This window comes from Eudoraea sp. (assembly GCF_049665975.1).
In the GTDB taxonomy this organism is placed as follows: Bacteria; Bacteroidota; Bacteroidia; order Flavobacteriales; family Flavobacteriaceae; genus Eudoraea.
On record NZ_JBATGR010000291.1, the window covers coordinates 1 to 8,156 of the forward strand.

General features: G+C 37.1%; 5 protein-coding genes and 1 riboswitch. Of the genes, 1 reads left to right on the forward strand and 4 read right to left on the reverse strand.

All coding sequences use genetic code 11. The annotated features are described in order from the left end of the window. The 4 genes from WBN20_RS10325 to metK all read right to left on the reverse strand — a co-directional run. Positions 1–669: trans-sulfuration enzyme family protein (locus tag WBN20_RS10325; RefSeq protein WP_424281623.1), on the reverse strand; the 669-nt coding region annotated here is incomplete at its 3' end. Positions 670–702: 33 nt separating this feature from the next. Continuing rightward, complete coding sequence (thrA, locus tag WBN20_RS10330; protein WP_424281624.1) at positions 703–4,107, reverse strand: bifunctional aspartate kinase/homoserine dehydrogenase I; 3,405 nt, start codon at positions 4,105–4,107, stop codon at positions 703–705. Positions 4,108–4,194: 87 nt separating this feature from the next. Beyond that, complete coding sequence (locus tag WBN20_RS10335; RefSeq protein WP_424272143.1) at positions 4,195–5,487, reverse strand: O-acetylhomoserine aminocarboxypropyltransferase/cysteine synthase family protein; 1,293 nt, start codon at positions 5,485–5,487, stop codon at positions 4,195–4,197. Between the two features lie 181 nt (positions 5,488–5,668). Then, a riboswitch (SAM riboswitch) is annotated at positions 5,669–5,780 on the reverse strand. 76 nt (positions 5,781–5,856) lie between these two features. Then, entirely contained in the window at positions 5,857–7,113 is a 1,257-nt protein-coding gene (gene metK / locus WBN20_RS10340; RefSeq protein ID WP_424281625.1) for a methionine adenosyltransferase, read from the reverse strand. A 358-nt stretch (positions 7,114–7,471) separates the two neighbouring features. On the opposite strand from metK, the gene WBN20_RS10345 reads away from it, so the two are divergent. After that, on the forward strand, positions 7,472–8,086 hold the full coding sequence (locus WBN20_RS10345) for a deoxynucleoside kinase (RefSeq protein WP_424281626.1): 615 nt from the start codon (positions 7,472–7,474) through the stop codon (positions 8,084–8,086). The last annotated feature ends 70 nt before the right edge of the window (positions 8,087–8,156 follow it).

Here is an 8,156-nt window from a genome sequence, read left to right on the forward strand (position 1 = left end):
CCTTTTACCAACGGTAATACCCGCCAATACCCTACCCTGTCCATCCATCAGTTTTGTGCCGGAATGAATTACAAGATCGGCTCCAAATTCTATGGGCTGTTGCAAATAGGGTGAAGCAAAGCAATTATCGACAATCATTATAAGATTGTGCTTTTTTGAAAACCTGCCAAGTGCTTCAAGGTCCAGAATATCAACACCTGGATTTGTTGGGGATTCCGCAAAGAGTATTTTGGTTTTTGGTGTAAGTAGTTTTTCTAATTTTTCTAATTCCCCAATTTTAAAATAGCTGTGGCTAATATTCCATTTTGGAAAAACCTGAGTGAAAAGGCTATGGGTTGAACCAAAAATACTTCGTGCGGAAATAATATGATCGCCGCTATTTAACAAAGCGGCAAAGGTTGAAAAAACAGCCGACATCCCCGAGGAGAAAGCAAATCCATCCTCTGCTCCTTCCATTTTACATACTTTTTCTATAAACTCTGATGAATTAGGATTGGAATATCTAGAATAAATATTTCGCTCTTTTTCTTCAGCAAAGGAAGCCCTCATATCTTCACTGTCCTCAAAAATAAAACTGGATGTAAGGTACATCGGGCTTGAATGTTCCAAAAACTGTGAACGTTCTATTTGTGTACGTATCGCCTCAGTTTCAAATTTCTTATTCTTCATCTTTTTCTATTAGCCGGCTTATTTAAAAAATAATCATATTTTTTCTGCAATACGTAAAACATCTCCAAAAACCCCTCGAGCGGTTACGGCAGCACCTGCTCCTGCACCCTGAATCACCAATGGATGTTCGCCATATGACTCGGTATAAATCTCAATAATGGAGTCAGAACCTTTAACCTGCCCTAAGGCACTCTCCCTTGGGACTGATATCAGTTTTACTTCCAGATTTCCTTTTTCTTTCTGTAAATCACCAAATAAATCCCCAACATAGCGGAGTACATGATTCGGCTCCTGACTGTCCTTTATTTTACTAAAAAAATCATCCAGGACATCAAATCCATTCAAGAATTCCTGCACATTTCCCTTACGGAGAGATAGTGGTATAAGATTTTGAATTGAAATATCATCAAATTCATTTTCGAGTTCCAATTCACGTGCTAATATCAACAACTTTCTACCCACATCGTTACCGGATAAATCCTCTCTTGGATCTGGCTCTGTAAATCCATTTGAAATGGCTGTTTTTAAAATCGTGGAAAAGGAAATGTCCTCTTCGGAAAATGTATTAAAAATATAGCTTAAAGACCCTGAAAAAACACCTTTAATTCGTGTAATATTTTCACCCGATAAATGTAAAAGCTTTATTGTATCTATTAGAGGTAATCCTGCACCTACATTCGTTTCATAAAGGTATTGTTTCTGTTTTTTTGCCAACTCATCCCTTATCAATCTGTAGTAATCAAATCCCAGGGTATTAGCTATTTTATTTGAGGATACCAGATCAAATCCATTTTCAATAAAATCAAAATAATTGGCCACAAAATCCTGGCTTGCAGTATTATCTATGGCAATTAAATTTTCAAGATGATGTATTTTGGCATAATCAAAAATATGATCCAGCGTATAAGGAATCCCCTTCTCATTAATTTCCTCCACCCATTTTTTAGAAATACCTTCTTTATTTAAGAGTAAGTTTTTTGAATTAGCCAGGGCAAAAATATTTAGGTTGATGCCCTTTCTCTCCTCAATTCCCTTCCTCGAAGCTAAAATCTGATCTACCAAAGTGCCACCAACATTTCCATGTCCAAAAATAGCCAGATTCACTTTTTTGCTAATTCCAAAAATTTGGCCATGCACTACGTTTAGCGCTTTGTGAAGATCCGATTTCTTAACCACCAGGCTTACATTCTTTCCTGAAATTGTATTATTAAACAATAAAGGAACTATTTGATTCTTGATCAGAGCATTATAAGGCTTGTGAAAAGTGCTAAGGTCCTGACCCACTATAGAGATGACTGAAACTTCGCTTACAATAGTTATTGTATTAATATCACGCGATTGAAAATCGCTTTCAAACTCCATTTCCAATGCCCTTTTCGCCAAATGCGCTTTCTCCGAGCTAACCACTAATCCAATTCCTCTCTCAGAAGAGCCCTGGGAGATGATACTTACACTTATATTATTTTGGCTAAGGGTCCTGAAAATACGTGCATCAATTCCTACCTTCCCTAACAAGCCTCTCCCCTCGAGATTAATTAAAGCTTCATTTTCAATAGCAGACAATGATTTTATTCCTTCTTTGCTGGATTTGGCACTGATAAGGGTACCTTCATTATCATTATTAAAAGTATTGAGTATCCTCAATGGAATATTCTTTTCGATAAGGGGAATAATGGTCTTTGCGTGTAAAATGGTTGCTCCAAAATTAGCAAGTTCGTTCGCCTCCCCATATGACAATTGCTCAATTCTCTGTGCTTCAGAAACAAATTCCGGGTTCGCTGTGAAAATACCATCTACATGAGTAAAATTTTGCAATTCTTCCGCATCCAAAAAGTTAGCAATTAAAGAAGCGCTATAATTACTGCCATTACGTCCTAGTGTTGTTGTTTCATCTGTCTGAGTAGAAGCAATAAAACCTGTGATCAGTGGAACCTCATCTGGCTTTAATTTCGAAAATTCATGAATTACATTTTCCCTGGATACATCTTCCATTAACTTGGCATTCCCGAAAGAATCATCTGTTTTTATAAGTCGGCGGCTATCGAGTAATTTTGCATTAATTCCTTCTCCAATAAGTAATTTTGTGATCAACTTACCTGATATTAATTCTCCATAGGCCAGAACCTGATCTTTAATTTTAGCACTATAGTCACCTAGCAAAGCAACTCCTTCAAATAATTTCACCAATTCCAGGAATTCTTCTGAAAGGTTTATATTTTTAAAAGTATGTTTCTGATATCTTTCAAAATTTTCAAAATCTTCGCGATAATCCAATCCCTTTGCAGCCTTATTTAATATAGCTTCTAATTGATCTGTTGCTTTTTCGCGAGCCGATAAAACCACTGCAATGTTTTCTCCATTTTGGACTTTACGGGTTATAATATCCAGTACCCTTCCCAGGCCTTCTCCATTGGAAAGTGACTTGCCGCCAAATTTTAAAATTTTTATCCTCTCGGATTTTCCATTAGCATCAAAAACTCCTTTGAGCAATTGCTGCATTTGTTCAAATTCAATCAAAAATGCATCATGACCATGTAAGGATTGAATTTCACCATAGGTGACATTGCTTTTTACCTGAGCTAACTGTTTAAAAGTATCTTTATTCTCATTTGCTGTAAAAAAAAGATCAGAATCTACCCCTATAATATGTATATTGGTTTTGCTGTTTTGAAGATTGATAAATGCATCTTCACCTTCCCTTGTGATATCTATCGTTTTTAATAATTGATTGGCTAATTTGTAAGCCGAAAGTTGAAACCTTTCATTCAGCTTTTTTCCGTGATGCGTTAGCCAGCTTTCCACATTAAAAACTTGCAGTTCTTCATTAGTGCTCCTTTGAAACCTTGCTTTAAAAGACTGTGGAGTTCTGTAACACAGCATAGCATGCATCCTGGCATCGTGCACAGGTTGCTTAGAATTTACAAGAAACTGTTCCTGAATCTGACAATTGGCAATAAGCCAATCTGTTGATTTCCAGTCAGCTGCCACAGGAATCAAATGTTCCGTTAGTAATGGATTTATCGCCGCCATTTCCCATGCAATTCCACCTCCTAATGAACCCCCAATAAGAGCATAAATACGATCTATATTGAGCTCTTTCAATCCCTGAAGAAATATTCTGGCGATATCACCAGCCACAAATTCTTTATAATTGTCAACCACAAATCCGTCATATCCGTTACCGGGGATATTGAAAGCCAAGACAGTATATTTCTTTGTGTCAATACATTTATCATCTCCAATCAATGAAGCCCACCAACCATCCTGCCCTGCAACATTAGAATTTCCCGTAAGGGCATGATTCACTACTACAATAGGTGCGGTGTGCAAGTCTTTACCAAACAATTGATAGGATAACTCAATATCTTGCACAACGCCACCATAAGTTTTATACTTAGGAATTTCAATTTTTTGAAGTGATATATTCAGGTCTTTCATGCAATTAATGTCAATTAAAGCCGAGCAGATCGGTTTCTACAATGAGTGAAACGCCCCACTCAGCCTATATCAGTATTGTTTTGATAATTATGCCAGAACAGATTTATCAATTGTTGCAAAAGCCTGTTTCAGATCGGCTTTTAGATCATCCAGATTTTCCAATCCAACGGATAAACGTATTAAATCCTTAGTGACCCCTGTTGATTCTTGTGCTGCATCATCTAATTGTTGATGCGTTGTACTTGCCGGATGAATTATCAATGATTTAGTATCGCCTATATTGGCCAACAAGGAAAAGATTTGGGTTCCGTCAGCTATTTTCCTTGCGGAATCATATCCCCCTTTAACACCAAATGTTATTAAACCACTTTGTCCTTTTGGCAAATATGCTTCTGCCTCGGCGAAATACTTACTGCTTTTTAGGCCGGGATAATTGACCCAGGTAACTTCATCCCGGCCTTCGAGCCATTCAGCCAATTCAAGCGCACTATCACTATGCTTTTTCATGCGTATTTCAAGAGTTTCCAGACCTTGGATTATTTGAAAGGCATTAAATGGACTCAGACAAGCACCATGATCCCTTAAACCTTCGATTCTAACCTTAGCAATAAATGCAGCCGGCCCCAATGCATCATGATATACTAAACCGTGATATCCTGCCGAAGGTTCTGTAAATTCAGGAAATTTTCCGTTTGCCCAATCAAAGGTTCCGGCATCTATTACTGCACCACCAAGTGCTGTACCATTGCCATTAATATATTTAGTAAGAGAATGAATTACAATATTGGCTCCATGCTCAATCGGATTTAACAAGGCTGGTGTTGCCACGGTATTATCAACAATGAAAGGAATTTTGGCAGCCTTTGCTTCTGCTGATATAGCTTTTAAATCAAGAACATCCAACTTTGGATTTCCCAGTGACTCTACAAAAATTGCGCGTGTATTCTCCTTTACAGCCTTCCCGAAATTTGACGTATCTGAAGGGTCAACAAATGTTGTGGTAATCCCAAAACGGGGTAGGGTAACACTCAATAAATTATAAGTCCCCCCATATAGGCTATTGGAAGCCACAATATGATCTCCTGATTTCAAGAGAACTAAAAGGGCCGTATTAATAGCTCCTGTTCCCGAAGAAGTTACAACTGAAGCAATACCACCTTCCAGTGCAGCAAGCCGTTGTTCTAAAATATCATTCGTAGGATTGTTTATTCTGGTATATATATTACCGAACTCCGCTAAAGAAAATAAATTAGCTGCATGTTCAGAATCGTTAAATACATAGGCCGTACTTTGATAAATTGGCACTGCCCGGGTACCAGCATTTAGCGTTGTGTCATGACCAGCATGTAATGCATTGGTAGAAAATTTGTGTTCACTCATGATGTTTGTTTCTATGTATTCAAAATGAATACTGGTTCTTAATACAAATTGTTTTCAAAACGATCTTCATATCGTCCTTAAATATATAATTCCGTACAATCCAAACCTAAGTGCTATTATAAGCAGACAGGAAATATTAAAATGTTATTAAGAAAGAAAAATTACCACTGGTAATTCTTTTATGTTATCTGTCACAATTTTCATGTGATAGAATTTAGCACCTTCTTCGCGCGAGAGACAAAGGGTTGCTAAGGCTTCAAAGGGTCTATTCCCTCCACCTTTCTTGATAACTTTTCAACAAGTGATTGAACTTAGTGAAAGCAAATATAAGTATGGAAAAACTGAAATTCCTATTATTTGCGTAAAAAATTACAAATTGAATGCAAATTTTACCTCATCGATCATATTTAATTTCTCCCATGTGAATAACTCCACAGTTTTTTCTACCTTACCATTATAAGGGGATTCAAATACTTTTGACACCATTCTTGGTTCTTTCCCAAAGTGTCCATAGGCCGCTGTTTCTAAGTAAATAGGATTTCTTAATTTAAGTCGTTCTTCTATATCAAAAGGTCTCATTTTAAATAGTTCAGATACTTTCCGGGCTATTTCGCCATCGCTCAAAGCCACCTTTGAGGTTCCATAAGTATTTACAAAAATAGAAGTAGGCTCCGCCAGTCCAATAGCATAACTTACCTGTACCAAGATTTCATCAGCAACTCCAGCTGCAACCAAATTTTTTGCTGCATGCCTTGCCGCATAAGCTGCGCTGCGGTCAACTTTACTGGGGTCCTTTCCACTGAAAGCACCTCCCCCGTGGGCACCTTTACCTCCATAAGTATCCACAATAATTTTTCTTCCTGTTAAACCGGTATCCCCATGGGGCCCTCCAATTACAAATTTACCGGTAGGATTGATATGGTATGTAATCTTATCGTTAAACAAGCTCTGGGCGCGCTGTGGTAACTTTGCTATAACTCTGGGTATTAAAATAGTAATAAGGTCTTCTTTAATTTTTGATAACATTTTAGTGTCATCCTTGTCAAACTCATCATGCTGAGTAGATATGACTATAGTATCAATTCTAACAGGTATATTATCGTCCGAATACGCTATGGTAACCTGGGCTTTAGCATCAGGTCTCAAATAAGTTATCTCATTTTTTTCCTTTCTTAACAGGGATAGTTCCTCAAGTATTCTATGTGAAATATCCAATGCCAATGGCATATAATTTTCACTTTCGTTGGTCGCATAACCGAACATCATACCCTGATCACCCGCACCCTGGTCTTCTTTATTTCCGCGATCTACACCCTGATTTATTTCTTTGGACTGCTCGTGAATTAATGAGATGACTCCGCATGAATCTCCACTAAACTGATACTCACCTTTGGTATAACCAATCTTGTTTATAACATCTCGGGCTATTTGTTGCAGATCTACGTAGGTATGACTTTTAACTTCCCCAGCCAATATAACCTGACCTGTAGTCACCAAGGTTTCACAAGCCACCTTGCTTTCAGGGTCAAAGGCTAAAAAATTATCCAATAATGCATCGCTAATCTGATCTGCTATCTTATCAGGATGTCCTTCACTAACAGATTCCGAAGTAAACAAATAGGCCATAAATTTTACTTTTTTAAAAAAAATTAAATTGATTTGACGGACGCTTAAAAAAGAAGTTTACAACTCAGATTGATCTGCAGAAACTGCTTTAGCATTTTTTCTTTTGCAAAACTTTTATGATCATCAAAAAAGTACTTTTACCTGATCTTAAAATGGGTTCTGCATAAGAGGTTGCAATCAGTCAAATCCTTCCTCTTATTCAATGGAAACAAAAGTACATAAATGCAATTGAAATAAAAATTTTGATAATATATAATTATCTCTCGTATTTCAACAACTATTTTTTCTCTTCCAGAAGATACTTTGTATATTGTGTTTCTCTTAAATTTAAGACACCAACCATTAATTTAAACACTATATGCATATTGCCGTTGCTGGAAATATAGGAGCCGGAAAAACTACCCTCACCAGGCTTTTAGCGAAACATTACAGATGGGAGGCACATTTTGAAGATGTAGTAGACAATCCGTATTTGGATGATTTTTACAACCAAATGGAGCGTTGGAGTTTTAACCTGCAGATTTATTTTTTAAATAGCAGGTACAGACAAATACTAAAGATCCGGGAATCGGGGAAAAATATAATCCAGGACAGAACTATTTACGAAGACGCCCATATTTTTGCACCTAATTTGCATGCCATGGGATTAATGACCAATAGGGATTTTAGCAACTACTCCAGCCTTTTTGAACTTATGGAAAGTCTTGTACAACCTCCGGATCTTCTTATTTACCTGAGAAGTTCAATCCCCAATTTGGTGAACCAGATTCACAAACGAGGAAGAGATTATGAAAATTCTATCTCTATTGATTATCTAAGCCGGTTGAACGAGCGATATGAAGCATGGGCACATGGTTATGAAAAAGGCAATTTATTGGTAGTTGATGTAGATCAATTAGATTTTGTTGATAATCCCGAACATCTGGGCGAGGTGATTAACAAAATAGATGCTGAAATTCACGGACTTTTTTAGAACTAATAACAAAAAAAATCCCCAAGCTCAGCTTGGGGATTTTTTTTACATAAATAGTTCCCTATTCTTC